28 protein-coding genes and 2 pseudogenes are annotated in these 26226 nt (G+C 66.7%); 12 read left to right on the forward strand and 18 right to left on the reverse strand.

Annotation, left to right across the window (positions count from 1 at the left end):
* Window positions 1-7: 7 nt before the first annotated feature.
* Entirely contained in the window at window positions 8-817 is an 810-nt protein-coding gene (locus MLGJGCBP_RS12150; protein WP_160095834.1) for an alpha/beta fold hydrolase, read from the reverse strand.
* A 309-nt stretch (window positions 818-1126) separates the two neighbouring features.
* Between MLGJGCBP_RS12150 and MLGJGCBP_RS12155 the strand changes: the two genes are divergently transcribed.
* Window positions 1127-1411, forward strand: coding sequence for a hypothetical protein (locus MLGJGCBP_RS12155; protein ID WP_236581046.1), 285 nt, complete (start codon window positions 1127-1129; stop codon window positions 1409-1411).
* On the opposite strand, the gene MLGJGCBP_RS12160 is transcribed toward MLGJGCBP_RS12155, so the two are convergent.
* A complete protein-coding gene (locus MLGJGCBP_RS12160) occupies window positions 1402-1884 on the reverse strand; it encodes a DUF6194 family protein (protein ID WP_160095838.1) in 483 nt (160 codons plus the stop codon). The two genes, MLGJGCBP_RS12155 and MLGJGCBP_RS12160, sit on opposite strands and share 10 nt — an antisense overlap.
* A 77-nt stretch (window positions 1885-1961) precedes the next feature.
* On the opposite strand from MLGJGCBP_RS12160, the gene MLGJGCBP_RS12165 reads away from it, so the two are divergent.
* The gene (locus MLGJGCBP_RS12165; RefSeq protein ID WP_160095840.1) at window positions 1962-2711 is read left to right on the forward strand and encodes a TioE family transcriptional regulator; all 750 of its coding nucleotides are present in this window, start codon (window positions 1962-1964) and stop codon (window positions 2709-2711) included.
* Here the strand turns inward: MLGJGCBP_RS12165 and MLGJGCBP_RS12170 are convergent.
* Entirely contained in the window at window positions 2662-3276 is a 615-nt protein-coding gene (locus tag MLGJGCBP_RS12170; RefSeq protein ID WP_160095842.1) for a class I SAM-dependent methyltransferase, read from the reverse strand. The two genes, MLGJGCBP_RS12165 and MLGJGCBP_RS12170, sit on opposite strands and share 50 nt — an antisense overlap.
* A 126-nt stretch (window positions 3277-3402) precedes the next feature.
* On the opposite strand from MLGJGCBP_RS12170, the gene MLGJGCBP_RS12175 reads away from it, so the two are divergent.
* On the forward strand, window positions 3403-3822 hold the full coding sequence (locus tag MLGJGCBP_RS12175) for a nuclear transport factor 2 family protein (protein WP_160095844.1): 420 nt from the start codon (window positions 3403-3405) through the stop codon (window positions 3820-3822).
* 13 nt (window positions 3823-3835) lie between these two features.
* On the opposite strand, the gene MLGJGCBP_RS12180 is transcribed toward MLGJGCBP_RS12175, so the two are convergent.
* Complete coding sequence (locus tag MLGJGCBP_RS12180) at window positions 3836-4912, reverse strand: substrate-binding domain-containing protein (protein WP_160095923.1); 1077 nt, start codon at window positions 4910-4912, stop codon at window positions 3836-3838.
* A 164-nt stretch (window positions 4913-5076) separates the two neighbouring features.
* Between MLGJGCBP_RS12180 and MLGJGCBP_RS12185 the strand changes: the two genes are divergently transcribed.
* The gene (locus tag MLGJGCBP_RS12185) at window positions 5077-6441 is read left to right on the forward strand and encodes a hypothetical protein (protein WP_160095846.1); all 1365 of its coding nucleotides are present in this window, start codon (window positions 5077-5079) and stop codon (window positions 6439-6441) included.
* Window positions 6441-7427 carry a glutamate ABC transporter substrate-binding protein gene (locus tag MLGJGCBP_RS12190; protein ID WP_160095848.1) on the forward strand — a complete coding sequence of 329 codons (987 nt, stop codon included), beginning with the start codon at window positions 6441-6443 and terminating at the stop codon, window positions 7425-7427. The genes MLGJGCBP_RS12185 and MLGJGCBP_RS12190 overlap by 1 nt, the downstream gene beginning before the upstream one ends.
* An 8-nt stretch (window positions 7428-7435) precedes the next feature.
* On the opposite strand, the gene MLGJGCBP_RS12195 is transcribed toward MLGJGCBP_RS12190, so the two are convergent.
* The 3 genes from MLGJGCBP_RS12195 to MLGJGCBP_RS12205 form a co-directional block, all read right to left on the reverse strand.
* The gene (locus MLGJGCBP_RS12195; protein WP_160095850.1) at window positions 7436-7849 is read right to left on the reverse strand and encodes a hypothetical protein; all 414 of its coding nucleotides are present in this window, start codon (window positions 7847-7849) and stop codon (window positions 7436-7438) included.
* 76 nt (window positions 7850-7925) lie between these two features.
* Window positions 7926-8684: a haloacid dehalogenase type II gene (locus tag MLGJGCBP_RS12200; protein WP_160095852.1), complete on the reverse strand. Its 759-nt coding sequence runs from the start codon at window positions 8682-8684 to the stop codon at window positions 7926-7928.
* A gap of 82 nt (window positions 8685-8766) precedes the next feature.
* A complete protein-coding gene (locus MLGJGCBP_RS12205) occupies window positions 8767-9210 on the reverse strand; it encodes a DoxX family protein (protein ID WP_087557514.1) in 444 nt (147 codons plus the stop codon).
* 219 nt (window positions 9211-9429) lie between these two features.
* Here MLGJGCBP_RS12205 and MLGJGCBP_RS12210 point away from each other — a divergent pair, with 219 nt between their 5' ends.
* A complete protein-coding gene (locus tag MLGJGCBP_RS12210; protein ID WP_201453041.1) occupies window positions 9430-9879 on the forward strand; it encodes a DUF5990 family protein in 450 nt (149 codons plus the stop codon).
* A gap of 9 nt (window positions 9880-9888) precedes the next feature.
* Here MLGJGCBP_RS12210 and MLGJGCBP_RS12215 read toward each other — a convergent pair whose 3' ends face one another.
* Together MLGJGCBP_RS12215 and MLGJGCBP_RS12220 are read right to left on the reverse strand one after the other, a co-directional pair.
* Window positions 9889-11322 carry a sensor histidine kinase gene (locus tag MLGJGCBP_RS12215; protein ID WP_160095854.1) on the reverse strand — a complete coding sequence of 478 codons (1434 nt, stop codon included), beginning with the start codon at window positions 11320-11322 and terminating at the stop codon, window positions 9889-9891.
* A 131-nt stretch (window positions 11323-11453) separates the two neighbouring features.
* On the reverse strand, window positions 11454-11819 hold the full coding sequence (locus MLGJGCBP_RS12220) for an MmcQ/YjbR family DNA-binding protein (protein WP_160095925.1): 366 nt from the start codon (window positions 11817-11819) through the stop codon (window positions 11454-11456).
* A gap of 179 nt (window positions 11820-11998) precedes the next feature.
* Between MLGJGCBP_RS12220 and MLGJGCBP_RS12225 the strand changes: the two are divergent.
* A pseudogene (locus MLGJGCBP_RS12225) lies at window positions 11999-12439 on the forward strand (VOC family protein); the annotation flags it as partial.
* Window positions 12440-12472: 33 nt separating this feature from the next.
* Here MLGJGCBP_RS12225 and MLGJGCBP_RS12230 read toward each other — a convergent pair.
* Complete coding sequence (locus tag MLGJGCBP_RS12230; protein WP_160095856.1) at window positions 12473-12928, reverse strand: hypothetical protein; 456 nt, start codon at window positions 12926-12928, stop codon at window positions 12473-12475.
* A gap of 33 nt (window positions 12929-12961) precedes the next feature.
* Window positions 12962-14194: a DUF6745 domain-containing protein gene (locus MLGJGCBP_RS12235; protein WP_160095858.1), complete on the reverse strand. Its 1233-nt coding sequence runs from the start codon at window positions 14192-14194 to the stop codon at window positions 12962-12964.
* A gap of 348 nt (window positions 14195-14542) precedes the next feature.
* Between MLGJGCBP_RS12235 and MLGJGCBP_RS12240 the strand changes: the two genes are divergently transcribed.
* From MLGJGCBP_RS12240 to MLGJGCBP_RS12250, 3 genes and pseudogenes are all read left to right on the forward strand, one after another.
* Entirely contained in the window at window positions 14543-15118 is a 576-nt protein-coding gene (locus MLGJGCBP_RS12240; protein WP_442972094.1) for an FHA domain-containing protein, read from the forward strand.
* 71 nt (window positions 15119-15189) lie between these two features.
* Complete coding sequence (locus MLGJGCBP_RS12245) at window positions 15190-15621, forward strand: hypothetical protein (RefSeq protein WP_143543056.1); 432 nt, start codon at window positions 15190-15192, stop codon at window positions 15619-15621.
* Window positions 15622-15787: 166 nt separating this feature from the next.
* Window positions 15788-16079, forward strand: a pseudogene (locus tag MLGJGCBP_RS12250) (hypothetical protein); the annotation flags it as partial.
* Window positions 16080-16109: 30 nt separating this feature from the next.
* Here the strand turns inward: MLGJGCBP_RS12250 and MLGJGCBP_RS12255 are convergent.
* The 6 genes from MLGJGCBP_RS12255 to MLGJGCBP_RS12280 all read right to left on the reverse strand — a co-directional run bounded on the left by MLGJGCBP_RS12255 (window position 16110) and on the right by MLGJGCBP_RS12280 (window position 23271).
* Window positions 16110-18125: a TerD family protein gene (locus MLGJGCBP_RS12255; protein ID WP_160095862.1), complete on the reverse strand. Its 2016-nt coding sequence runs from the start codon at window positions 18123-18125 to the stop codon at window positions 16110-16112.
* Window positions 18126-18428: 303 nt separating this feature from the next.
* Window positions 18429-19004: a TetR/AcrR family transcriptional regulator gene (locus MLGJGCBP_RS12260; RefSeq protein ID WP_160095864.1), complete on the reverse strand. Its 576-nt coding sequence runs from the start codon at window positions 19002-19004 to the stop codon at window positions 18429-18431.
* Between the two features lie 67 nt (window positions 19005-19071).
* Window positions 19072-20193, reverse strand: coding sequence for an agmatine deiminase family protein (locus tag MLGJGCBP_RS12265; protein ID WP_160095866.1), 1122 nt, complete (start codon window positions 20191-20193; stop codon window positions 19072-19074).
* 138 nt (window positions 20194-20331) lie between these two features.
* Complete coding sequence (locus MLGJGCBP_RS12270) at window positions 20332-21354, reverse strand: glutamate ABC transporter substrate-binding protein (RefSeq protein ID WP_160095868.1); 1023 nt, start codon at window positions 21352-21354, stop codon at window positions 20332-20334.
* The gene (locus tag MLGJGCBP_RS12275) at window positions 21354-22694 is read right to left on the reverse strand and encodes a hypothetical protein (RefSeq protein WP_236581051.1); all 1341 of its coding nucleotides are present in this window, start codon (window positions 22692-22694) and stop codon (window positions 21354-21356) included. The genes MLGJGCBP_RS12270 and MLGJGCBP_RS12275 overlap by 1 nt, the downstream gene beginning before the upstream one ends.
* A gap of 151 nt (window positions 22695-22845) precedes the next feature.
* Window positions 22846-23271, reverse strand: a complete 426-nt coding sequence (locus tag MLGJGCBP_RS12280; RefSeq protein WP_160095870.1) for a hypothetical protein — start codon at window positions 23269-23271, stop codon at window positions 22846-22848.
* Window positions 23272-23616: 345 nt separating this feature from the next.
* On the opposite strand from MLGJGCBP_RS12280, the gene MLGJGCBP_RS12285 reads away from it, so the two are divergent.
* Window positions 23617-24489: a hypothetical protein gene (locus tag MLGJGCBP_RS12285; protein ID WP_160095872.1), complete on the forward strand. Its 873-nt coding sequence runs from the start codon at window positions 23617-23619 to the stop codon at window positions 24487-24489.
* Between the two features lie 39 nt (window positions 24490-24528).
* Complete coding sequence (locus tag MLGJGCBP_RS12290; RefSeq protein ID WP_160095874.1) at window positions 24529-25425, forward strand: SDR family oxidoreductase; 897 nt, start codon at window positions 24529-24531, stop codon at window positions 25423-25425.
* Window positions 25426-25465: 40 nt separating this feature from the next.
* On the opposite strand, the gene MLGJGCBP_RS12295 is transcribed toward MLGJGCBP_RS12290, so the two are convergent.
* On the reverse strand, window positions 25466-26209 hold the full coding sequence (locus MLGJGCBP_RS12295; protein WP_160095876.1) for a Clp protease N-terminal domain-containing protein: 744 nt from the start codon (window positions 26207-26209) through the stop codon (window positions 25466-25468).
* Between the last annotated feature and the right edge of the window lie 17 nt (window positions 26210-26226).

The raw sequence follows: 26226 nt of genomic DNA on the forward strand, positions 1-26226 counted from the left end.
GCGCCGCTCAGCGTGCCGAGGAGAGGAACTCGGCGACAGCCGCGTTGACCGGATCCGGTCGCTCCATGTTCGTCGCGTGGCCCGCACGCGGGACGACGATCGACGTTCCCTTCGGCGCCAGTGCCGCGGCCGCCTCCGCGTGTGCCGACGGCCAGAATTCGCTCTCGGAACCGGCGACGAAAAGCACGGGAAGGTCGCTCGAGCGGATTGCCGGACGCCAATCGCGTTTCGCGTGGTCGTTCAACAGAGCGAGTTCCGGTTGCGACAGTTTCCAGTCGACGCGGCCCATCGCGGCGACGAAGCGGACCAATCGCATCCCGCGCTTCCAGATCGGGGTGCCGTGGCCGGTCGAGGGAATTCCGTCCGCAAAGTACGTGTCTACCTCGTCCGGTCCGTAACCGTAGAACCCGTATTCCCAGTCCGGTGTGTTGAGCATCGTCGGGGTCTGATCGACCACGACCGCGGCGCGAAGCCGCCCCGTGCCGTACGTGTCGACATACGACCAGATCGTGTTCCCACCCATCGAACCACCGATCATCGCCGCATCCTGCAGGTCGAGTTCGTCGAGGAGCGCGTGCACGTGGTCGGCCCGTGACTGCATCGTCGTTCCGTGCGGCATTGCCGGAGCGGTCCCGTGGCCCGGAAGATCCACGGCGACGACGCGGTGGCCGGACCGGATCAGCGACGCGATCTGATAGCGCCACGAGGTGGCGGGCGCTTTGAACCCTGCCAGCAAGATCACGTTCGACGACGACCGGCCGCCGTCACCGTGCACGGTGTAGTCGATTCGAGCTCCGCCGGATTCGATGGATGGCACTGCGTCTCCCGTCGCCCTCCTGCCAGGCGGCACGGTGCCCGCCTGCGTCACTGCGACGGTAGTACAGCGCGAAGGAGCAATCCATGGAGAACTTCTCCACTGCACAAGGACTTCTGTGTGGAGTTCAGCGAGGCGGTGTGGGCCCGCGACGTCTGCAGAATTCCTGGACCGCCGGGTGTAACGTTCCGGGCCGTCGCGGACACCATTCGACTAGCCGTGGACGTCGGGTCCACGCATTCGGACAGGACACCAGAAATGCACACCTCACTTCCCCACGAGGCTTCCCCCGCGTCGAATCGTTCGGGCGCAGTGAACACTCTCCGTCGAATCCCGCTGCGGAATCGGCTCGTCACCGTCGCTGCCACCGCTGCACTCGCGGTCATCCCTGTCGGAGCGGCCACCACCATCGCGGCGGCGACCGAACTCCCCGCAACGACAGTCTCCGCGCCGACCATCCCCGGCGACCGCGGCGACAACGGTGACGGCCCCCGCCATGATCGGCAACGCGACCAACGGCAAGAGCGCAGAGACCAGGGCATGACGCTCGACGAACTCCTCGTCGGGTGGAACAGCAGCCAAATTCATCAGATGTGACGTCGCGCGGCATCCGCTTTTCGTTCGTACCGCGAACGGGCGAGGGTGTATGCCGTGCACAGTAACTCGCGGGTGAGCCCACTGGTGCGGGGACCGGGATTAACCACTGCCAGCCAGGCCGCGGAGCCGTAGACGGGGTGAGCGATGACCGTGTCGGGCGCGCCGGCGTCGACGTCAGGGGTTCCTTGTTCCCGCGGTGCGTGGCCGACCGCCGCGATGAACGCCTCCTTCCCGGCGTGGATGTTCACCCGGAAGGCCCCCGAACGGTCGAGCCGCGAATCTTCGTCACCCGGATAGTTCTTCGTGACGATCGTGGCGAACGGCTGGGTCGTCGTCGGTACGACCCCATCCGGCGAGTAGTAGAAGAAGGTGTCGCCCCAGCTGACCTCCGGCGAGCCGTCGCCCGGGACCGGCCTGAGGGTGAGGACGTCCTCGAGACCTTCCACGAAGTCGATGATGTCGTCTATCGTCATGCTTCCAGCGTTTCATTGAAGTCCGGGTGGAGACCTTGTAGAGCACGTGCAGGAGAAACAGGGGGTCGAGTCTCCACATGCAGGATTTCCGGACCGTGGACGTGGCCCGCCGTGCGGGGTGCTCCGTCCAGCAGATCCGCAACCTCGAACGCGACGGTGTGCTGCCTCCCGCCACACGCACAGCCACCGGATACCGGATCTACACCGAGGTGCATGCGCAGTGCGCGCTGGCCTATCGAGAACTCGCCGTCGCCGCCGGTCCGGTCGACGCCAAACGGATCGTTCGCAGCGTGCACACGTGCCCGGCCTCGACGACGGTCGCTCTCCTCGACGCCGCACACGCCCGGCTCCACACCGAACGCGCCGAACTCGCGCTGGCGAAGAAGGCTGCCGCGCTGATCTCCACCGAGCCGATCGACGACGTGCGGGCATCCGACTGGATGGGCGTGGCCGAACTCGCCGCCGCGCTCGGCGTCCGCTCGTCCACGTTGCGACACTGGGACACAGAGGGACTCGTCATCCCTGATCGGAACGCACCCACAGGAGCGCGCCGATACTCCCCGTCCCAGGTCCGCGACGCCCGCATCGTGCACCAGTTACGCAAAGCCGGTTACCGCATCGCACCCCTCCGCGCCGTGATGGCACAACTGCGGCGCCCACCCGGATCGGGCGACATCGGCGCCGCACTCGCCATCCGCGACGAGACCCTGACGACCCGCTCCAGAGCCCTGGTCGACGCAACCGCCGCGCTCGCCGGGCTTCTACCACCGTCCGATGTCAGTCCGCGCGCGACAGCACCGCCACCAGAAAGTCGGAGTCGTCGGTGAACGGACGCAGATCCCACGCCGAGAGCAGCAGATCCGCCCTCAGACCGGTGGCTGCGGCGTCCGCGAGGAAGTGTGGGAACTCGTAGCCCCTGTCGGCGCCGAATCCGACGATCACCCGGCCGGCCGGAGCGAGATGAGCAGCGAATCCCGCCAGCACCGACTCCCGGGTCGACGGCGCCAGGAAGGTCATCACGTTGCCCGCACACACGATCACGTCGAAATCGGCCGCGACGCCGCGGGAGGGCAGATCCAACTCCGCGAGGTCACCGACCAGCCACGTCGGGCCGGGGTGATCCTCCTCCGCGACGCCGATCAGCACCGGATCGACATCGACCCCGACCACGACATGACCTGCATCGTGCAGATGGCCACCGAGCCGGCCCAGTCCGCACCCCGCATCGAGAACCCGGCCGCCACGGCTCAGCATCGCATCGACCAGCCGGGCCTCGCCCACGATGTCCTGGCCCTTCGCCTCCATCGCACGGAACCGTTCGACATACCACGTCGAATGCCCCGGATCGGCCGCGGTGATCTCCTCCCACCGGCTGGGGGTGCGCTCGCTCATTGTCGATTCCTCCTCGATCAGGCCCGTTCGGGCCACTGCCACCGTAGCGAACCCGGATCTCGCGAAACGTCTCGGTCACCGGGACGCCCGGGCCCTCCCGGCGAAGCCTCCGGGGAGTATCGAGCCATGCCCGAGTCCCTTCCAGACCGTGTCCAGATCACCGACCGACTGCACGTCGTGGCAATCCTGCTCGACACGAAGGACTGGCCGGGGTTCACCGCGGCCCTCACCGACGACACCGTGGCCTACGGCCGGACGGGGCCTGCCGACGTGGTCGCGCGTGTCCGCTCCCACCTCGACGTCTGCGGCGCCACCCAGCACCTGCTCGGCAACATCCGCATCGACCTCGACGGCGACACGGCACGCACGACGTCGTATTTCCGGGCCTTTCACGTCGGCCTCGGCGACCGCGCCGGCGCGACGTACGAATGCCTCGGCGAATACCGGGACGAGTGGCGGCGCGGCCCGTCGGGCTGGTTGCTGTCCGGGCGGGAGATCGACGTGCGCGCCGAAATCGGCGATCGGAGTGTCATCGCGCCCCGCTGACCAGTCGTACGGCTCAGTCGTGCTCCCGGCACACCGCGGAGTCCGGATCCGGTGCGCAGATCTGCTGCCAGGTGTAGAAACCGGAGTTGACCACCACGTGGAGATTGTCCTTCGTGATGTTCTGCACGGGCAGGAAGACCGTCGGCACCGCCATGTATTGATTGTCGATCGTGCCGTTGATCATATTGTCGGGTAGGTCCTCGCCGTGCAGGATCGATGTGGTCAGTTGCGCGGCGACCTTCGCCTGGTCGGACAGGTTCTTGAAGATCGTGTTGTCGAGGGAGCCCTGTGCGATGAGTTGCAGCGCAACGAGATTGGCATCCTGTCCCCCGGTGACCGGTATCCGTCCGGCCAGCCCACGGCCGGCCAGGGAGGCGACGATTCCGCCCGCCAGGTCGTCGTTCATGGTGACGAACAGGTCGATGTCGTTGTTCTCCCGGGTCAGGCATTCGTCCGCGAATGCCTGACCTTCGGCCGGGTCCCAGTCGTCGATCGTGGTCTCGCAGACCACGCGGATCTTGCCGCGGTCGACGAGCGGCTGCAGATACTCGTTTTGACCGAGCAGAAACTGGCGGGTTCCGTACTCACCCAGATTGCCCTGCACCCTGGCGACCTTCAGACCGTCGCCGGGCATCGCGGCGATCAGATCCGCGGCGCGACTCCCCTGTCGTCGTCCGACCTCGAGCGGATCGAAGATCACCTGAACCTCAGCCGGTCCGCCGACCGCGTCGTGGTCGTAGAGCACCACCGGAACGTTCGCGTCGGCGGCGGCGGTCAACGCTCCTCCCGAGAATCTCGCGTCCGCGGAGATCAGCACGAGCACTGACGCGCCGTCGTCGATCGCCGACTCGACCTGGCTCTGCTGTCGGTCGGGATCGCCCTCGGCGTTGCGGACCGTGACGGTGGCCTTGGGCGCGAACAGTTCGAGGAAGTCGGTGAACAAGGGTTCGTCGCGCTCCATGAACCGTGTGGTCGTGGTGTTCGGCAGGAAGAAATAGACCTTCTTCGCCCCGTCGTCGCCTGGCGGCGGGGCCGCGCACGCCCCGAGCACCATCGCGGCGACCGAGGCTGCGACACCGAACGCGCGCACTCTTGCGTTCACGACGCTCGTCTTCATGATCCGAGGACCTCCAGGCTGATTATGCCTGGTGTGGACATACCCGCGGGCGCGGGCGGCTACGCGTGCTCGTCGATGCTTTCGGTGTTTTCCGGCACCGATCGGCGCACACTGAGTGCAGGGATGAGGAGGAGAGGGTGTTCGACCAGGACCGCGGCACCGTATCCAGCGAAGAGCGTGACACTTCGCCGGCGGAGGAGCACCTCCTGAAGGAATCCCTGCTCGTCGAACCCGACATCCGCCGACGCCCGTGGCGCGAATTCCTGGAGTCGACGCCTGGGCGTCTGTCCGTCCTCGCTGTCGTCCTCGTCGCGGTGGCGCTGACGGCCGGTGTGGTGACGTCCGCCGTGATCAACGCACGGCAGCAACGAATGGAAACCCTTCGCGCCCATACGGAACCGCTGGCGGACGCCGCGCAGAATCTGTTCAGCTCGCTGTCGATCGCCGACGCGGCGGCGACGTCGTCGTTCATCGCGGGCGCCATCGAACCGCTCGCGGTCCGCGACCGGTACAACCAGGCGATCGGCGACGCGTCGAACGCACTCGTCACCGCTTCTTACGGCGTCACCTCCGGTGATGTGGACTCGCTGCACCTCCTCACCGAGATGTCGCGGCACCTCGCCGTGTACACGGATCTGGTGGCAACCGCAAGGTCCAACGACTCCGCCGGAAATCCGGTCGGGGTGGCGTACCTGGGAACCGCGTCGGCACTGATGCAGGACACCATCCTGCCGCTGGCCGAACGTCTCTACAACGATCAGGCCGGTGCGGTCGCCGACACCCAGTCCCACACCGCGCGACTGCCCGTCACCGCCATCGTGGTCGCGTCGGCGGGGGTCGTCGTCCTCGGCGTCGCGCACGTCTACGTGGCGCATCGAAGTCGCCGTCGGGTCAATCCGGGGCTTGCGTGCGCGGCGGTCCTGCTCGCTGCGCTCGTGGTGTGGATCGTGATCGCGGGACTGTTGTCGACGTGGGCGAGCGAACGCGCGCGGATCGACGGCGCCGAGCCTCTCGCGGCGGTCACGAAGGCGCGGATCCTCGCGCAGCAGGCCCGCGCGGACGAGACGCTCGGACTGCTCCGGCCGGGTTTCGATCCGGCGGGCAGCGACTACACCCGGCACACGGACGCCCTCACCTCGATTCTGAACTCGGACGCATCACCGGACGCCGTCGACGTGCCGGCGATCGACGATGCGTCCGCCGCGTTCGAGGGGTGGCGGAACGCGCACGGTGAACTGCAGCGCAAGCTTGCGGCCGGCGACTACCAGGGTGCGGCGGACGTCGCGGTCGGCCCGGGATCGACGGCGTCGACGGCCCAGTTCCGGGCGCTCGACGAATCGCTCGAAGATGCCATCATCGCGCTGCGTGCCGAGGAACTCGACGCGATGCGTGAGTCGTACCGGACGATGGCGGCGCTCGCCGTGGGCGCCGTCGTGCTCGCCGTTTCCGCTGCGCTCGCCGTGATCGCGGGGATCGAGCCCAGGGTGAGTGAGTATCACTGATGGTGCGACCTTTCCGTTCACGGCGACCGGGGCTCTCTCGGCTGCTCGGGAGCCTCGCGATCGGAAGTGTGCTGATCGCCGGTTGCGGGGCACCCGATGCACCCACCCCGATGTTCTCCGGAGACTTCACGGAGTTTCCCGTGTCCGTCGGCGCCCGGATCATCGAACCATCCGAATCACCGCCCCCCGCGGAGCCGGCGTCCTGCACACCGACGGCGAGCCTTCGTCCAGGGATTGCCGGCGTCGGCGGCACTCTCGACGAGATCCGGGCCCGCGGAACCCTGGTCGTCGCCGTCGATCAGAACACCAACCTGTTCAGCTTCCGCGATCCGACTACCGGCACCCTCACCGGCTTCGGCGTCGACCTCGCGCGGGAGGTCGCCCGCGACCTGCTCGGCGACCCCACCAAGGTCGAATTCCGGCCACTCGGTTCCGACGACGGCGCCGACATGCTCGCGCACCGGGACGCGGACCTGATCGTGCGCCCGGTGGCACTGCCCTGTGAGAGCCCACAGGATCTGGCCTTCTCCACGGTGTATCTGGAGACGCCCCGTCGGCTCGTCGTGCGGGACGGATCCGGAATATCCGAACCCGCGGACCTGGCGCGGCGACGGGTCTGCACGCACGACGATCCGGCGTCCGTGTCGGCGCTGTCGCGCATCGCCCCCAAAGCCACGATCCTTGCCGTACCCGACTGGGACGACTGCCTCATGGCCATCCAGCAACGGCAGGTCGACGCCGTAGTGGGTGCCGCCCACCTCGCCGGACTCGTCGCCCAGGATCCGAATCTCGACATCGTCGGTCCCGACTCCGATTCCGCCCGGTACGCCATCGCCCTCGCGCCCGGCAACGACGACCTCGTCCGGTTCGTCAACGGCACCTTGGAGCGAGTGCGCACCGACGGAACCTGGACTGACCTCTACGATCGCTGGCTGTCGCCGCTCGGCCCGGCGCCCGCACCGCCGTCCCCGGAGTACCGGGACTGAAGCCGCAATTACCGGGCGACCTCGGGATCATCGTCGGCAACTGTCTGCGGAAGGCCGGTCCCCATCGGGTCGAGCAGGGCTGTCGTGCGGGCGCCCCATCGCTCGTGCGCCGACTGCCGGGTCATTCCGGCGGCCTTCCCGATCGTTGCCCACGTCGCGCCCTGAAAGCGCAGTCCGAGAACGGTTTCGATGCCGTCCAGCCCGGCGGCCAGCTGGATGCGAAGACTCAACAGATGCCAGGCCAGGGTGCGCTGGTTCGGAATGTTCGTGTTCTGCTCGGCATCCCATTCCGCCGTGCCGGGAAGCGGCCCCGTGCCAATGATTTCGTCGGCGAAACGGCTCGCTTCGGCTGCCGCAGCCGTGATCACGGCGCGTGCGGCGGCGTCGATATCGGCACTGACGGCACGTTCGACGAGTTCCATGTCGATCTCCCCTTCTGTCAGGACAAGCCTGACAGCTGCTGGCATGGACGTCAAGGATTACCTGACACGTGCCGAATTACCCGGGCGATGCCGAGCCGAGCTGTACTGCGAGATCGGTGATACCGGGCGCCGAAATGTCCCAGCTACCCGTGGGCGCGAGATCGGTGGTCTGGTCGGGTCCGTGTTCGAGGGGCCGGAGAATGAACGCTGTCGCCAGTCCCGCAGCCTGCGCGGCCTCGAGGTCGCCGTTGTGTGCGGCCGCGAGCATGACTTCGCCGGGGTTGAGGCCGAGAAATTGTGCGGTGTGCAGATAAGCCCGGGGATGCGGCTTGTAGATCCGGTTTATATCGGAGCCGATGATGACATCCCACGGGATTCCGGCATTCTTCGCCATGTCGAGCAGCAGAGAAGTGTTGCCGTTCGAGAGCGGACCGATGATGTAGTCGGACCGGATTGCGGTGAGACCGGGCACGCTGTCAGGCCACGGAGTGAGCTCGTGCCATGTGCGCGAGAGCTGGTCCAGCTCTCCGGGGTCGTGATCCGTGGGGTCGATGCCCGATTCGAGGAGCGCGGCGTCGAGGTTTTCGCGGTGCAGGGTATCGAGCGTCACGAACTCGCGGGCGCCGGACCGGATGGGTTCCATCGACGGCTGGTAGCGGTCCCGCCACCGGTCGGCGAACGCGGCTGCGTCCAACTCGAGCCGATGGCGTTCCGCGTAGCCCGCCACAGCGGAGGCGATATCGGTGCGCCAGTCGACGACGGTGCCGAACGTATCGAACAGCACGGCACGAATACTGCGTCCCGTCGACGGGGACCGGAACCGCACACCACCCATGAGGCGTCCTTTGGCTCGAACGTACGACGTCGCACCAGAATAGGCGCGGCGACTCGTCGTCACGAGTCGCCGCGCGGATGGTTCAGGCGCGTCGAACGGGCATGATCGAGCGCACCAACGGGTCACGGAGGTATAGCCCGCCCCACACGAAGATGCCGACATAGATCGGGAACAGGGTGGTGCTGACGATCGGCTGCTCGGTGAGCATGTTGGTAGCGACCGCTCCACCGAGGTATCCGGTGAGCAGCACGGCGCCCAGGATCGAGGTGACGGGCACGATGTAGAGAATCAGGCACACCAGCAGAACGACCCCGATCACGCGGTTGAGGTTCTCGGCGAAGCCCAGGTCTGCCATCGCTTCACGCACCATCTGGGTGTTCGCGATGTGGATGAGCGAGTCGAACAGGAGAAACAGCACCGCGAGTGCGCTGACGATCAGCCCCGCAACGCGGGCCTTCTTCGTCGTTCCGTCCGTGCGCGCGGATGTCGCGTCGGACGCTCCGGTGGCGGGAGGTGTCGTGGTCATGAGATTTCTCCTTGTTGTTCAGGAAGCTGCAGACCGCCGGCCTGAAATGCCTGCCGGCGGTGAAGCGCGGCATATTGTCCGCTCCAACACGCTTCGTGGGTCCTCACACCAGTACAGACCGGAGGTGACGGGAAAACTCACCGCAGCGGGGCGAACTTGGTGCGCCACCCACTCTTCGACCGCCCGCACAGAGGTTTTCACGGGTGGTTGGATGGACTGGTGCAACTCGTGATCGAGGCGACCGACCTTCCCGGATCGTCGTGCCCGCCGGGGGCCGATTTCCCCGGCTACGACAACATCCACGTGGCCGTGCAGCGCCGCGGCGCTCCCGGCGATCTTCTCAACCTGCATCCCGGGGACGCGACCACGGCCCGCTGGGTTCTCGAGTGCAAGACGACCCCGACGCCGACGGGCCTCGACATCACCGGGCCGTACGTACAGGGCCGTCCCGGCGGGCGCTTCGTCTACCTGTCGTGGGGGTCAGTCGCCGAAGACGGTGGATTCGACATGTTCCGGCGGGCGAAGTTGATGTGGGACGGGGTCGAGCGGGCCACCGCGGACACGGCGGCGTCGGCCGGGCGCATCACCGCGCGACTCGGACTCACCGACGCCCGCGGGCACCCCCTGTGCGCTGCAGTGCGTCCACCGTTGGTCGAGTGGTCTGCCTAGCCATCGCAATCAGGACGCGGGCACTTCCCACTCGACCACTGTCCCCGGCGCGCCGTCGCGGATGACAGCACGACCGCCGAGTTGCGCGGCTCGGTTGCAGTTGTTCGCCAGCCCGTGCCCCCGGACGACGTCCGCGCCCATGCCGGTACCGTCGTCGGTCACGCTCAGCGCCAGACGGTCGTCGTCGGCGGCGACCAGGACACGGCACGACGTCGCATGGGCGTGCCGGGCAACGTTGCTCAGGGCCTCGCGCAGCACCGCCTGAAGTTCCGGATCGGCGTCGTGGCCCGAGAACTGGTCGACCGGCCCGTCCAGGCATACGTCGGGAGTGAAACCGAGTGCGGCCGTACTGCTCTCGACGATCTCACCGACCGCGGCACTCAAACTCGCGGTCCCGTTCGACAGCCCGGTCGCACCGATCTGAAGGTCGAAGATGACCGCCCGCAATCCGCGAACGATGCTGTCGGTTTCGTCGATCAGCGGATCCAGATCCGTGGCGAGGCGGGGATGCCGTCGAGCCAGGGAGGTCAATGCAAGCCCGAGCCCGAACACGCGCTGAATTGTCAGGTCGTGCAGATCAGCCGCCATCCGGGTCTGTTCGTCGTGGCGGGTTCGTTCGTGTTCCGCCCGCACGAGGAGCCGGTTCTGGGTGAGCAGACTGGTCCGCATGGTGTCGACGGCGCCGCCGATCATCGAGACTTCCCTCGGCCCGTCGGTGCCGATTTCCCGCTCGTAGTCGCCCTCGGCAACCGCGCCGATATCGGCGACGAGACGATCGATCGGCCGGGTCAGCAATCGTCGCGTCAGATAGAGGGCGGCTATCGCGGTGCCGATCGCGAGAACGAACGCGACGGCGGTCGCGACATTTGCCAAGACCTGCGCCGAGCGAACCCGATCGACCTGTTCGGTCACCCGTTCATCCGTCAGGGCATCGAGGTCCTGAAGCTGTGAGCGCAGCCCGTCGAACAATTCCTTGCCCGTGGCAGTCATGGCCACGACCTGCTCGTCCGCTATCTCGTTATTGCGACGAGCGAGGATCTCCGGCTCACTGGCCTGAGCGGTCCAGGTGTTCGCCGCCTCGACGACCGCGTCCAGCGTTGCCGAAGCCTTGGCGTCGCCGGCAAGCAGCGCGTTCAGATCCGACAGGGACGCGGCCGCGGCGTCCCTGCCTGCGTCGTACGGTTCGAGGAAACTGGGATCACCGGTCAGCACGTAGCCGCGCTGCCCGGTCTCCTGGTCCACATAGGCGGTCGTCAGATCCGACACGGCATTCTGCGCAGGCAGGAGGCGCTCGGAGAGCACGTTCTCGGACGCACGAACCACCAGTCTCCCGTACACGGAAACCGCGGCGGAAACGGCGAACAGGGCCACGAGGATCCCGATCGCCAGCCACAGCAACGTCCGCAACGACATCCGCCTGGCATTCGCAGTCCGACCCGACATGGTCAGCCTCTCACCCGATCCGGACGCGGGATCGGTTGCCTGGACGGCCCGACCCCGCCGGTTTCCACACTATTGCGCCCGACCTACGCGGCGGAACCGATTGCACAGTCCGATCGACGCCGGATCCTGGGTCACCCGGGAGGGTGTGTTCCGAGCCAGGTCGCTTGTCTGCGCGCCGACGCGCGCGAGAGCCACGCATCCTGAACGAGCTCCGCCAATTCTTGCCGGGACAACTCACCGATACGGCTCCCCCTCAAGAGCACCGACAGGTGGCCGTCGAAGTGTGGGGTGGTGAAGAACGGTGTCGCGCGGTCGCGGACCAGCGCCTGCTTGTCGGCTTCGGACGGCACCCAGAACACGATCACGTCGTCGTAGCGTTCCCCGGTGTCGGGGTCCGTCGCATCGGGTCGGGGATTGCGGAAAAACACGAACGACTTGCCCCCGACCTGGTAGACGGGATTGTCTCCGGGGCCGTGGGTGACGGTGACGTGCGGCATGCCGAGAGCCAATTCGTGCACGTCGTCGACCCGTGCCGCCCGCCTGCTGGTTCCCACCTCACAACCATAAATGCTTCTGATCCGGGGCGCTTAGGCACAGGGTCGTCAGGCCGTGTGTGCGCCCGGCCTCGACCATCGCCTACTACGCCGACTCGGGCTCGACATCGCGGAAAGGGTGTGTTCACGGTCTCGGATTCAAGGTCAGCGACTACATGGGCGACAAGGCTGCGTTCCTGCGCTGCTCCGTCGAACACCACAACGTCCTCGTCATGGCCGCACCGGTGGACTTCATGCACCACGCCAGCTGGCAGGTCGACGACATCGACGAGGTCGGCCGCGGCGCCCACACCATGCTCGACGGCAACCCCGAACGCCACATCTGGGGTCTCGGCAGGCATTATGCGGGCGCGAACTTCTTCTGGTATCTCGAGGACCCGGCCGGGAACTTCTCCGAGTACTACTCCGACATGGACACCGTCCCCGAGGACGAACTGTGGTCCCCGGAGGTGCTGCACGGACTGCAGGGCCTCTACGCCTGGGGACCGCCGCCGCCTCCGTCGTTCCTCGAACCGGACGACCTCGCGGCCGTCATGACCGGAGCCCATTCGGCGAAGGGGTGACAGGAAGAGCCGAATCGGATGGAATCTCGGACGTCAATCGACGACGAACTGTGTCCGCTCGAAGAGCCGACCGACGCCCCGTTCCCGCTGTCGCCCGATGACGTACCGGCCGGGGGCGATGCCGGTGGCTCCGTGCTCGGGGTGGATGAGGTAGGCGGTGACGCGGGTGTCGAGGATGCCGAGTGCGAGGCGCCGGGGGTCGTTCACCGGCGTCGACCACATGCACATGCCTTCGTCGGCGACGAGGCTGTGCGGGTTTCCGCCCGCCGCGCTCCGCAGCAACTCCACTCCCGACAGCGGTACGTTCTCCGATCGCGTCCACGGACCGGGCGTGACGACGTCGGCGACAATGGGATACGGGATCACAAGGAGGTCGCCCTGGGCCTGCATACCGTCGATGACGGGTACTGATACTTCCTGGTCGAGATAGTCGAAGACATCGAGGCCGGTCAGGGCGGTGAGATCGGACAGGGTCATGATCGAATTCATGCGAATCACCTCTGGAGTTATGGGTTTCGGGTTTCAGGTTCGACGAACGAGATGGGCGTAGTCGGTGCCGTCGATGCCGTAGGTCCAGGCGGCGGCCTCCAATGCCGACGAAATCCGTGTCGGCACATAGATCCCGTATCGTCGCCGACGTCCGTCGCGTTCGGGAGAACCATTGACGGCGAGCAGGATGTGATCGCTACGGCCCCAGCCGTCCGATATCACGTAAAGCTGCAGCGTGTGACCGACGTTGCCGGGATCGTCGACTCGGTCGATCAGCGCGAGCCCGGCCTCGGCGATGTAGGTGTCCCATCCGATGCGCTCGATCGCGCATCGGCGGACCTCGACATTGCGTTCGCGTGCGATGCGTTCGACGGTGGGCTCCAGAACCACCCAGTCGGGCACGATGGTCCCGTGATCCGCGAAAAGTAAACGACCGTCCTCGAATTCGAGCGCAGGCGCATCCGGGTGGTGCAATCGGCGTTCGTTGTGTACACGGCCCGGTATGGACTCGGCATGAAGGGCGGTGGGGCGTTCCGCCATGACGCACACATTGTCGAACGCCCACCACCACCCGGTCGCGCCGGTCAGGGCGGTATGGAGGTCGAGCAGCTCGACATCGTCGGAGCGGAACCTGGCGAGCCCGAACCGGCGGTACGTGTCGTAGCACGCGACCCGATGCGCTTCTTGCTGCCCATACCAGCTCACCCCACCGACGACGGCGGGCATCAATGTTCGGATCGCAGCTGCAACCCCGTCGAAAAGGCTCGTGCGCAATGAATCCCACACGGCGGCTCGGATGATTGCGTTGGGGCTGATGCCGACGCGGGCAGAGTCGTCGGGCGATTGGGTTCGCGCGGTCTCGATGGCCCGACGTTCGTGCGGCCAGTCTGATCTGCCTCGGGCGATCAGTGTGTCCATGCGTCTGCGCGATTCCGACAACATCGTCGCTATTCGGGCGGAGACGCACGCTACTCCGTCGCCGGCAAACGACAGCGTCGTCGCCAATCCCTCGGTGGCGATCAGGTCCGATCCGGCTGGGGGTGACGGCACCCAGACGAACTCCGGTTCGCGGAATCCTGCTCGCCGATACAGTGTTTCGACGGCAGATTCCGCCGTCGTGCGATCGGAAGGCCAGGCGCGCAGCCCGTGCCCGAGCCATACGTCACGCACAGCTTCGAACCCGGGCATGAATTCGGCGGAGGGATCAGGGTGGGCGGTGAATGTCGGTCGGTGTCGAACCACCGAGCGAAGCGATGCGGCGCTCACGCGATTGTGGCGGAGTCCGCCTTTCCAATAGTCATGTGTATGAGCGTGGCACGCGAATGCCTCGAGCGCAAGGCCTCCGACTGACGCCACGATCCGTCGCGGTCCCTACCACTCGCCGACTCGATTCGGGGGTGGCCGGACACCACCCCCAGGGGGTCTAACACGACCCGACCCTTCGCGCCACGATGGAGGAACCGGCAGAAAGCACACCATGACGTCAACCAACTACAGCGACCCGCCGACCGACGGACCCCAGCAACGCACTGCCTCGACAGGCGCACTCCGAAAGGGGAACTCCCAGTGACGGACTCTGTTCTGTCGTACACCGACCGCGGGCACACCGACGAGATGACGCTCATCCCGGACCACTCCCCGATCGTCATCGGCCGCTCCTCGTACGCCGACCTGTCGCTGCCCACCGACCCGGACATCTCCCGCCTGCACGCGACCATCGAACGCATCGGCATCCACTGGACCATCACCGACGACGGACTCTCCCGCAACGGCACCTTCGTCAACGGCACCCGCCTGCAAGGGCGCCGGACACTGCACCCCGGAGACGTCATCCAAGTCGGCGAGAGCATCCTCAACTACCACGGGGAGCCGGGTACGGACTGCGGCATCACCCACATCGGGAACACCCTCGACTCCGACATCATTCTTACGCCCGCACAACGCACCGTCCTCACCGAACTGTGCCGGCCGTTCCACGACGGCACCGACCACCCCATCCCGGCATCGAATCGGCAGATTGCCGACGCTCTGCACCTGAGCACCGAAACGGTCAAGACCCATCTTCGTGCCCTCTTCTGCACATTCGAGATCGAGGACCTCCCTCAGAATCAGAAACGCTCCCGACTCGTCACTCTCGCCCTCAACAACGGGGTCCTCTCCAAGCCGAAGGGGGTCGATTTCCAGCCCTAGGATGCGTTTCGATGCGCGGGAGATCCGGCGGATCCTGTTGTTGCCAATAACATCTATCCAGCGAGGAATCCATGGATCCGATCATCGTGATTGTCGGTGGCGCGGTGGGCGCCGTCGCCGCATATGTCGTGCCGCTCTGGCTGATCAGAAGCGGTCGCAGTCCACGACTGGCCGCGAAACGTGAGGTGTCGACGGCGATCAGCGACGGCGCGCTGCCCCCGGACGCAGACATCGGGTCATGGCGAACGCGACTGGTGGAGAACCGACAGTCGATCACCCGGGGCCGCTGGGTAATGCTTGCCGCTGGTCTCATCATGTCATTCGTCGCGCTCACCGACTTCGCCGACGAGGGTGGCTCACTCCTCACATGGCTGTTCGCCGGGTCGGCTGTTTTGTTACTTGTCGACGCGTTCGGGATGCATCGCCAGGTGAAACGAGCCGATGCTCTACTCGCGGCGATCGGCGAAGGACCAACGGAGGCACCGAACTTCGGCGCTCGTTGAGTGGACACTCGTATTCGGCGTTCGGTCGCACGACAGGAATCGCGAATACACTGTGCCCGCAGGTACGCTCGCCGATCTCGGCGGGGGACGATACTCGCGGGACAAGGAGGAGGCGAGTGGAGGCAGGTGCACGCGTCGGGACCGGATACCGCGTGTGCGCCGGATGCCGGATTTCGGCGACCGGGACCGACGACGACATCCTCGATGCCGTCGAGGACGACGCCGGATTCGTCGTCGGCGATCCTGTCGTCGGCCGGTTCGGTTACCTGTGCCCGACCCGCGCCGCCCTGATACCCGACAGCCTGGACGCGAGCCGTCAGGCCGTTTCGGACGGCAGCGTGCTTCTGCGCATCGCCGCGTCGGGTGACATCGACACGGTGGTTCGTGCGTACGAACGGCTGCGGGACGCCCGCGCACTCGCGCCGCTCCCACGGCCGCTGGACCGGCCGACGCTGTGAGCTCGAGGCCCACCACACGTCGGCCGACCGCTATTCGTCTTCGGGTTCTGCAGTCCTCGGCTGCTCGGTCTGTTTGGGTGCAGCCGGCACCCATTCCCGTAGTTGCTGCACCACCGTCCCGTAGAACGCGTCCGCGGAGGACGTCACGCTGCTGATGAAACTCGCCGCCGTTCCCGACCTTCGGCCGCCCATCGGGAACGATTGTTCGAGACAGAAGGACACGATGTCCCCGGACCTACCGGCGGTCAGCACTTTCGGATCGGCCCGCACCGCCTCGATGTGCTCGCAGGCTTCGTTCCCGCGCTCGGAGAACACCGCCTCCACCTGAACGTCGCCGGGGACGTCCTTGAGCTGCTTGAGCAGCCACGACAGCCGGCGACCGGAGGTTCCCTCGTTCGGCGCCTCGACCGTGGTGCGGCAGCGGATCTTGTTGGTCCGCACATCCGCGATCACCACCAGATCACCGGCAGTCTCCGGGATCCGCAAGACCGCCTCGAACACGCCGTCGGCCGCCAACCGCTCGGCAACCGCCGCGTTACGGGCCACCGGATCGGTGCCGTGCCTGCGCGGCAGGACGTGTTTGACGGTGACCCCCAACTCGGCGGTCAGGCGCAGTGCGAGATGCCGGGACAGGGACACCCAGGTCTCGGCCACGGTGAGGGCTTTCTGGTCCCCGGCGCGCAGAGTGCCGGCGGTGACCGCGTCGCGAACCGTGACCCAGTGCCGGCCCATGTCGACGAACTCGACCGCCCCGGAACGCGGATGGTCGAGGTACCGCAGGAACTCCGCAAGGACCCACGCCTGCAGATCGTCGTCGATTCCGCCATGGGACAGCAACATCCGTGCCTCGTGCGCCACTTCCGCCCACGACAAATGCCGTAAAGCGACCTTGGCGAGCTTGCGCCGATCGACCTCCACCGGCAACTCCCCCGCGCTGGCCGGGACGTCGTTCGACAGGCTGACCACCACGTCGTACTTCTTCTTCCGAGCCACGTCGAGATAGTTCTCGAGTTGCTCCTTCTTCAGCTTGCCGCTGCCGGTCTTGACCTCGAGCAGACCGGTCCACACCCTGCTCCCGCGGGAAACCTTCAGGACGGCATCGGGAATCACCTTCGTCTCGCCCCGCTCGTACGCCACCTCCACGTATCCCTCGAAGGTGCCCGTCGGAGCCCCCACCCGGGCACACACGGCGCGTGCGAACGGACGCACCGCCTGCATGGTCGAGATCAGGGCGGACGTGGCACGCCGCTCCTGCTCCTCACCCGCGCCGACACCGATGACCGAGAACAACCGCGCCGGCTGCCAGGTGTCCTGTTCGGCGAGACCGAATACGAGTGGCTTCGACTTCTTCACCGCCCGCTTGGTGGTGCGGACACCCCGGGTCGTCGCTTTCCGTGGTGCGACCGGTGTGGTGGGCAGCTCGGGCACCAATTGCGGGGTGCCGGAGTCGGCAGGCACCGCTGCGTCGGAATTCTCACGATCGGATGGGGCGTCGGCGGGTTCGGGGTCCGGGTCGTCGTCGATGTCGACTCCGAAATCCGTAGCCAACCCCGCCAGCCCGGAGTCCCAGCCCTGCCCGACCGCCCGAACCTTCCAGTCGCCATTGCGGCGGTACACCTCGCCGAACACGAAGGCCGACTCGGTGGTGGCATCGGCAGTGACGTACTCCGCCAGCGTGTGCCCGGCGCCGTCGACGACCCGGAGGGCGAGTTTGCCGAGATCACCGAACTGGCCGGCAGCGACACTGCCTCCGAGGGCAACGGTGTGCACATCGTCCGGCACGGTGGACAGGTCGATCGCGATCCTCGCCTGCGCACCTTCCTCGGTGCCGCTCGTGCCCAGGAACCGAATCGATCCGTCGGTGGACTCCGGCTGGTTGTAGAACACGAAATCGGCGTCGGAGCGCACCTTCCCGTCCGCGTTGAGCAGCAACGCCGACGCGTCGACCTCGACGTCCGACTCGGTCCACCCGAGCACCACGTCGATCTGCTCCATATCAGCGGGCAGGGACAGGTTCTGCCCCTTGGACAGCATCGGAAACTCCACCACAACCACCTTCGTTCGACCCGGAACCGCAACGACTCGTGCGGCGGTACAGGGCCTGTGCCGAACCGACGTCCGTCGCATCAACTGCGCATACTAATCGGTTCGTTTCGGTCGTGGACACCACCTGGCAAACATCGTGTCGCCGCGGATAATCACTGTCTCAGCAGGTCGACAAGATCCCACGGTCGTGTGTCAGCTATGTGAATGACATTGCAGAACAGCCGAAATGAAAAGAAGTACGGGGCTGAAGAACGGAACCCTGGAGCACCCGCACACGGTTCGGCGGGTGCGTTTTCGGCACCGTCAGGGTCGGGGTCCGAGTTCAGCCGTGATCGCTCCGGCGGCGAGCTGCTGGGCCCGTTCGAGGGTGATGGATCCGCTGAGCCAGCGTTCGCTCAGCCCCTCGATGAGGGCGGTGAGTCGTTCGGCGGCATCGGCGGGGTCGGCGTCCGGGTCTGCCAGTTCGGCGGCCTGCGCCTCGACGATGAGGGACTCGACATCCGTTGCCCAGGCGCGGGTCGCGTCGCGGAGTTGGTCGCGGAGATCTTCGTCGAAGATTGCGGTGGCCCGGAGTTCGCCCCAGGCGATGCTGTTTTCACGGACAGAAGGGGTGTTTTGAATCTCGAGCAGAAGCGTCTGTTCGAGCTGGGTCCGCGGATTCGTCGACGCAAGGGCTTCCGTGGTGTAGCGCTCGGCCCTCTCGTTGATGTGCTCGAGGGCGCGGCGCAGCACACCCGCCCGGTCCTGGAAGTGGTAGTAGATCAAGGCGGTCGAGACCCCGGCCTCGGCGGCGAGCTTCTCGATCCGCAGCCCGCGCACACCACTTTGCGCGATCACACGGACGGCTGCTTCCAGAATCAACGTCTGACGTTCGGACACGGAACCTCACTTTACGGGAAGGCGGCGGTGCGGCCGCCGCGGAGACCTCGGTTGCCGCACCGCGTGATCAGCCCGCGGGCTCCTGCTGGGTGGTGCAGTGGATTCCCCCGCCGCCGGCGGCGATGGCGTCGATGTTGATCTGCACCACACGACGGTCGGGGAAGAGTCGTTCGAGTTCATCCCTGGCGGCCGCGTCCGCCACGGGGTCGCCGAACTCGGGCGCGATCACGGCGCCGTTACAGACGTAGAAGTTGATGTAGCCGGCCGCGAAGTCGTCTGATTCGAATTCGGGCCGGACGGAACCCGGCGCCTCGAGTACCACGACTTCGAGTGGGCGGCCTCGAGCATCCACCGCCTTCTCGAGAATTTCGAGGTGGCGGGTGGTCACGTCGTGATCGAACGATTCGGGATCCGGATCGAATCCGGCGACGACCACGCCGGGGCGGGCGAAGCGGGCGTAGAAGTCGGTGTGGCCGTCGGTGATGTCCTTTCCCGCGATCCCGGGCAGCCAGATGATCTTCTGGAGCCCGAGCAACGGTCCCAGTTCGGCCTCGACGTCCGCCTTGGACCATCCGGGATTGCGGTTGTTGTTGAGCACGCAGCTTTCGGTGATGATGGCGGTTCCTTCGCCGTCGACCTCGATGCCGCCGCCTTCGAGGATGAGGTCGGTGGGCAACGATTCGACGCCGGCGTGGCCTGTCACGACGTCCGCCACTCCCGCGTCCCGGTCGAAGTCCTGCTTTTCGCCCCAGCCGTTGAAGTTGAAGTTGATCCCGGCCCTGGTTCCGTTGCCCTCGACGAACACGGGGCCGGTGTCGCGCATCCAGAGGTCGTCGAGAGGGGCCGTTACCAGTTCGACGGCGGGGCCGACGAGCCCGCGCGCGAGGTCGAGTTCCTCCTCGCGCACGAGCATCGAGACGGGCTCGAACTGCGCGATCGTTTGAGCGATGGTGGCCAGATTGCGGCGGACCTCCGGTAGCAACTCGGCTCCCCAGATCTCCTCGCTCGCCCCGAACGCCATCCAGGTCCGCTTGTGCGGTTCGCCCTCCTCGGGCATTCGCCACATCCGCTGATCACCCTCACCGGTGCTGCTGCCACCTTCGAGGTAGGACACCGGGCCGGTGCAGGCCGCTACCAGCAGCCCACCGACCGCGGACAGACCCGACTGGATGAAGCGCCGTCTGAGCATCACTCCGCCTTCCCCTTTCGTTTTTTTTCGCATCGCAACCCCGATCCAGCCGGGAATCAACTGCGACCATACTAGTCTGACTAAATTGTTAGTTAGTGGGTGCGCAATGACGAAGACACTGTGGGGCGATCCCGTCACTCAATCTCGATAGGTAGCCGGGGGTGGGCCTGCGATCGGCCCGAGCGAACCGGCGAGCCACCGGTCGTACAGGCGCATCCACGTGCCGTCCGCGCGCAGGCGGTCGAGGGTGCCGTTGACGAACCGCACCATGTCGTCCTTGTACTTGTTGACACCGATCCCCCAGTGCTCTTCATCCTCCATCGGCGGTCCGACGATCTGAAAATGCGGGTCCTGGGACACGAGGCCGGCCAGGAGCGAGTCGGAGGTGCTGGTCGCGTCGGCCTGCCGTTTCTGCATGGTGACGAGGCAGTCGTCCCAATCGGGGACCGCGACGATCGTGGCCTCCGGCGCGACCCGTTGGACGGTGGGAAGCGACGTGGTGTCGACGAAGGTGCAGACCCGTTTTCCGGCCAGGTCCGCGGGCCCCGTGATATCGGAACCCCGCGGAACCATGATTCGCTGAAAGGCGCGGAAGTACTCGGTGGAGAAGGCGACGCGCTGGGCGCGTTCGCACGTGATCGCGGTGGCGTGAACGACGACGTCGACATCGTTGTGCTCGAGTGCCGTGAACCGCCCGGCCGAGGTGAGCAACCGGAATTCGACTTTTGTCGGATCGCCGAAGATGTCCTTGGTGATCTCCTTCGCCACGTCGATGTCGAAACCCTGCAGGGTGCCCGTGGTCGGGTCGCGGAAGCTGAACGGGTTCGTGTTCTGATCGACACCGACGATCAACCGGCCGCGCGCCGCGATCTCGGCGAGTGACCCACCGGGCGGCATCTGCCCGGGCGGGGGCTGCGGGCCGGGCCGCAGGCTCGCGAGCGCTCCGCACGACTCGGGGGACGGTCCTGCAGGCGGCGGATTGTTCGTGGGCGGGATGATCTGTGCACCGTTCGTCATCGGTCGTGTGGTGTACGTGCCCGCGACCGTCGGGGTGAGCGGGTCGGGTGCTGCGCAGCCGGCGAGGACGGCGACAGCGAGAATGCCGACGAGGTGCCGAGCACGCGGCCGCGCCCCCGGTCTCGAAATCCTCATCTGCGTCATCAGTGGTACTCGTTCAGTCGCGGCCAGATACCCCCGCCGACGGCGAATCCGCAGGACACGCCAATAATCATGCTACCGATCGCCAAGGACGACATCGACCGATAGGCGTCGGTCACGGCGCTTGCCTCGTCGTCGCGAAGTCGGTCGATCGCGTTCTGCAGGGCCTCGTCCATGGCCGCGAACTTCGCCGCCGACGTGCCGGAGCCGGAGCCGGCGGCGATCGCCGCGGCGGTCGGGTAGTCACCGCGCTCGAGGGCGATCTCGATGTCCCGGTGCGCGGCCAGCCAGCCGTCGCGGGCCGCCACGGCGTCGCGGAGGTCGTCCGCGGCGACGTCACCGTGCGAGCTGTCCAGCTGCCGGGTGAGTTCGTCGGACAACGCCTGGGAGTGCCGCGTGTAATCGACTTCCGATTGGGTGTCGGCCCCGCGCTGCAGGAGGGCGAGGGTCTCGTCGGCGCGGGCCTGCTGCGCCAGGATACGAGCGCGCGCAACAGTGTTGATGGGTTGTGTTCCTTCGGTTCTCGCGTGTTCGCTTGCCGACGTCGACACCAGGCTTCCGGCGATCAGCCAGACCAGGAGCCCCGCCATGAGCAGCGTCGCGACAGCGAGACCGGGGTTGAACCGGCGCCTGCTCTTCCGCACCACGTACAGCTGGGCGAGGACGAGCGCGACGAGCGCGGCCGCGGTCACCGTGAACGCGGCCGCGGGAAGTTGGGCCGTGTGTGTCTGGGTCTCGGCGACCGCGTCGGACTGACGGACATACAGCTGCTCCGCCAACGGGAGGATGGTGTCCTGCATGAGCGCGGAGGCATCGGACAGATATGCCACCCCGACCGGGTTGCCGGCCCGATCGTTCGCTTGAGCCGTGGCGACGAGATTGAAGTACTCGGCGAGGTTGCGCACGACGTCCGACAACAGTGCCAGCGATTCGGCATCCTGGGACGACACCCCGTTGGTCGCCGTGACCAGCGCGTTCGACGCATCACCCACCGCCTGCGTGAACTGCTCCGCGCCGGTACCCGATTCGCCACCGGAGATGAACGACGTCGTAGCGGCGGCATCGGCGATCGACAGCGAGCTGTAGAGGGTCTGGGCGGCGTTCGCCAGGGGCTCGGTGTGGGTGCGCAGTACCTCGACTCGCTGTTGCCGCGCGCCGACCGCCGCCGAAGTGATCACGCCGGCGGCTATGACCACGGCGATGAGCGCGACTCCCAGCGCGGTCAGCCGTCCGGGGGTGGACGTGAGGAATTCGACCCACGGGCGGCGACCTTCGGGCTCGACGAGCAGATCCTCGTCGAGCGTCGGGGTTTCGATGACGACGTGGTCGCCGCGGTGGAACATCCCGCCCTCCTGCACCGCCGCCCGCGATATCGGTTGAGCACCGATCCGGGCGGCGTGGCTGAGTCCAGTGTGCACCGAAGGCGGTATTCGACGCGCCGACTCGCAGGACACGGCACGCTGCGAACTCGGCACCGCGACGGGACGTACCCCGTCATACACCGAGGAGCAACACCCCAGTCGCCAGTAGAGCAACGACCTTCACTACTTCCAGACCGATGTAGACGTAGTGCGCGTGAGAACGCGGGACGTCCTCGCCGGCGAGGACGCGGTCGGATCGACGCGTCAACCGGGGCCGGACCCCGACCAGCTGAACCACGAGCACCGCGATCGCGGTCGCGCCCGCCACCACCACCCGGGTCGGAGGCCCCTCGATGAGGAGCCCGGCAACGAGCACCGCCGCCCACACCATTTCGGTGACGTTCAGCGCCCGGAACACGAGCCGGCCGATCCCCAGCCCGAGCGGCACCGTCACCCCGGGTGCACGGAACTTCAGCGGCGCTTCGAGAAACGAGATCGCGATGACCATCCCCAGCCAGGTGAACGTCACCGCGATCGAGACTGCCTGAGCTGCGGTCATCCCTACCCCTCCTCTTCGTCCTGCTCTCGCCGGTGCGGCGGGCGCAATCGGGAACTCTGCACCGCCAACCGGGTCTGTCGTCAGTGCTGTCCAGCATGCGCCGGCCTCACGCGGAAGAGTCAGACGGGTAGTCATCGTCGTGAAGCATCGAATCCTTTGGAGGAGAGACGATGTCGCGGTCGATCACGTGGTTCGCGGGGCAACCTCATGATCAAGGATCCGACATCTGCGCTGCCCACGGAACGAGACAACGCTCCGCGACAAAGCTACAACTCCCCTCCCCGATGTCCATTTGCCACTCGTCCAGCCCTTTCCTCCCGGACCGTCGGGTCCGACAATGGGACGGTGAGTTCGCGAGGTTCCGCCGCAGACTGGGCACTCGGCCAGGTCCACGCCGTGCGTGACGATCCTGATGCCCGCCTCGAGCTGAGTGCCCGCACGTATCACGGTCCGGTGGGCAACGCACCGCGGCATTTGCCGTTTCGCCGTGCGGCGCTGTCGTTCATGCGCTGGCAGGTCGGCCGCGGCGTGCTGGCCGCGCTCGAGGCGACGCCACCCGGGAGTCCCTGGTGGCGGGCCGTCAACGAGCGACTGCTGCGCGACGGGTGCGAGGCCGTCGCCCGAAGCGGCGGAATGGGAGGGACGCCGTCATCGCACGCGGTCGACCTGTGGATGCTGTTCGTTGCCGATCCGACCGCACGCACCTGGTACCGAGCCCACAACGCGAGCATCGCCTCCGCCTACCTCGACCATCGCGACCTCGCCGAAACCGAGAGCCGTCCCGAGCGCTTCTTTCTCAACGTCGTGCTGCTCCGCGTTCTCTTCGCCCATGCCTTGGTCGCGGCGCCACGTCTGGCGCTCGGGCGGCTCGCGCCGGCAGGACCCCTGCTCGGCGATCCGCGACTGTCGATGACCGGGATCTTCCTTTCCCTCTCGCGGGTTCTCCCCAACCGATATCCACTCGGAGACGACGTCGCTGCGTATGTCGCCGCCGAGCACAACCTCGGCGAGATGCTGGACTACGGCCTGATCGGACCGCGCCTGCAACAGCTGTACGAATGGTCGGCGGACGAGCTCGACGAACCGCGTCTGCTCGACTGCATTCGCGACGGCAGCCCGACCTATGCCTGGTCGTACACCGATCGCGAGGTGTGGCATCCGGCGCGACCGCCCGCCGCGATCCGCGCGGTTCGGCGCTTCGTACCGGCTCGCCGGTAGTTGTCTCTGCAGACCGGGAATGACGAAAGGGATACGACAATGGCCGACCAGTACGCCCGACAGGATCCCACCACGCAGTACCCCGATCCCGACCGCGAGCATCAACCGGAGATACCGCACCCGGGACTGACCGCCGACCTGGTGTCCACGCCGGATCACGGCGAGAAGACCTATCGGGGTAGCGGCCGCCTCGCGGGCCGCCGGGCCCTGATCACCGGCGCGGATTCGGGCATCGGACGGGCCGTGGCGCTCGCGTTCGCCCGTGAGGGTGCGGGCGTGGTGGTCAGCTGCCTCGACGCCGAGGAACCTGATGCACGGGAGACCGTGCGACTGGTGGACGAGGCCGGGCAGCGAGGAGTCGTCGCGACCGGGGACATCACGTCGGAGGACCACTGCCAGACTCTCGTGGACCTGACGGTCCGCGAACTCGGCGGCCTCGACATCCTCGTGAACAACGCGGCGTTTCAGATGGTGCAAACGGGTGGCATCGCCGACATCACCACCGAGCAGTTCGACCGCGTCCTGCGGACGAACCTCTACGCGCTGTTCTGGCTGTGCAAGAAGTCCGTCGCGGTCATGGAACCGGGATCGACCATCGTGAACACGTCGTCGATCCAGGGCATGAATCCCTCCCCCGGCCTGCTCGACTACGCCACCACCAAGGCGGCGATCATCAACTTCACCAAGGGACTCGCCGCCGATGTGGCGAAGCGGGGAATACGGGTCAACGCCGTAGCACCGGGCCCCATCTGGACGCCGCTGATCCCCGCGACCATGCCCGCCGACGGCTACCGGAAATTCGGCGAGGACGTGCCGTTGGGCAGGCCCGGCCAGCCCGCCGAACTGGCTCCCGCGTACGTGTTCCTCGCGTCGAACGAATCCAGTTACGTCACTGGAGAAGTACTCGGCGTCACCGGGGGAATCCCCTTCACGTGAGCGCCGTGGTGACTGGCGTGCGACCGCACTCTGGGCGAGCTCACTCCTTGTTCTGGGCGGCGACTATGGCGGCGAGACTGGCGGCGATGTTCTCCTCGACGGCGGCTTTGTCGACACCCAGTCCGGCGAGCACACCGACGCCGTCCTCGACCTCGAGCAGGGCGAGGAGAATGTGCTCGGTTCCGATGTAGTTGTGCCCCAGTCGAAGGGCCTCACGGAAGGTCAGTTCGAGTGCTTTGCGTGACTGGGCGTCGAAAGGGATGAGTGCGGGTAGATCCTCGACGGCGGGCGGCAGCGTCGCGGTCGCGGCGTGGCGGACCGTGTCCAGATCCACCCCCTGTGCAGCGATCGCCCGGGCGCCGAGCCCGTCGGGGTCGGTCAGGAGTCCGAGGACGAGATGCTGGGTCAGGATCTCGGAGTTGTGTGCGGCCCTGGCTTCGTTTTGCGCGACGACAACGACCTGCCGTGCGCGGGGAGTGAATCGGCTGAATCCCTGATTCGGATCGAGGTCGGAGGCCTGCCCGGGGTCCTTGGCGACGAACCGCTTCTGTGCGGCCTGCTTGGTGACTCCCATACTCTTGCCGATTTCGGTCCACGACGCACCCGAGCGGCGGGCCTGGTCGACGAAGTGACCGATGAGGTGGTCCGCGAGTTCGCCGAGGTGTTCGGCAGCGAGAACCGCGTCGGTGAGTTGCTCGAGCGGGGCCTCCGAGTGCACCTTCTTGATCGCGTCGATGAGGTCGTCGAGGCGAATGGGCGGGGTGGCCGGCGTTGAATTCTCCATGCGTCAACTCTAAGTTG

Origin of the sequence: Rhodococcus sp. T7, from assembly GCF_009872365.1 — a bacterium.
Lineage (GTDB): Bacteria > Actinomycetota > Actinomycetes > Mycobacteriales > Mycobacteriaceae > Rhodococcus_F.